The sequence below is a fragment of the Parapedobacter sp. 2B3 genome, from assembly GCF_041925275.1.
Taxonomy (GTDB): Bacteria; Bacteroidota; Bacteroidia; order Sphingobacteriales; family Sphingobacteriaceae; genus Parapedobacter; species Parapedobacter pyrenivorans_A.
This window is the reverse complement of the sequence record NZ_JBHEUZ010000057.1, coordinates 1-1,151: the sequence shown is the minus strand read 5'-3', so window position 1 is coordinate 1,151 and position 1,151 is coordinate 1. Positions and strand designations below refer to the sequence as shown.

The 1,151-nt window shown below is 50.9% G+C and carries 1 protein-coding gene; it reads left to right on the top strand.

The features are described 5' to 3' along the window. Positions 1–82: 82 nt before the first annotated feature. A partial coding sequence (locus ACEVG1_RS21020; protein ID WP_374745696.1) for an ISAs1 family transposase occupies positions 83–1,151 on the top strand: 1,069 nt, incomplete at its 3' end.

Below are 1,151 nucleotides of genomic sequence, written 5' to 3'. Positions count from 1 at the left end.
GAAATGGTTAGGGTGAAAAAAAATGCCCTTTTCAAATCCGACTAATAAGCCATACCAAGTTTTTTCTCATTATTTTTCCGGGGTGAAAGATCCCCGACGGACCAACCGCGGTCATTTTATGTATCCACTGGAAGAGATCCTGTTCCTGTGCATTTCGGCTGTGCTGAGCGGCATGGATGACTGGACATCGATCAGTATGTTCGGCCGCTCGAAACTGGAATGGTTACGGCAATATTATCCTTACCGTCACGGCATTCCCTCACACGATGTATTGGGGAAGGTTTTTGCAGCGCTTGACCCCGAATCGTTCAGCCAGGCATTCAGTGCCTGGGTTGCCTCGATTGCGGAACTGACCGGAGGAGAGGTGGTGGCCATCGACGGTAAAACGATCCGGGGTTCGGACAACAAAGCCTGTGGGAAGTCAGCTTTCCATGTCGTCTCAGCCTATGCTTCGGGCAATCGGATCTGTTTGGGCCAGCGGGCCATTGATGAGAAAAGCAATGAGATCACCGCTATCCCGGCACTGCTGGATACCCTGTCGCTTGAAGGTTGCATAGTTACCCTTGACGCGATGGGATGCCAGAAAACGATCGCAGGAGCGATCATTGAAAAGAAAGCGGATTATGTACTGATGGTCAAAGACAATCAGGAAGAACTCAAGGAACAGGTCGTAAAAGTGCTCGGGATGAAACCGGCGGTTGAAAAAGAAGTTACCCTGGATGCCGGTCACGGACGAATTGAGCGAAGAACCTGCCAGGCAACCGATAATCTCACGTTTCTGGACGATAGGGAAGACTGGCCGGGATTGAGAACCATCGCCAAAATCACCTCTGAACGCACCGATAAACGATCCGGTCAATCAAGCACCCAGGTCAGCTACTACATCTCTTCGCTTAACGCTGGACCGGGAGTGATCGCCAAAGCCATCCGCAGCCACTGGGCAATCGAAAACAATCTCCACTGGAACTTGGATGTCATATTCAGGGAAGATGCAGCCTTGAAGAAGAAAGGCAATGCGGCACTCAATTACCAGATCATCGCCAAAATGGCACTGGCCATAATCGAACGGGAATCCGAATCAAAGTTAAGTAAGCCTAAAAAGAGGCAACGCGCTGCCCTGGATGACGATTTCCGAAGCAGCCTGCTCGCCG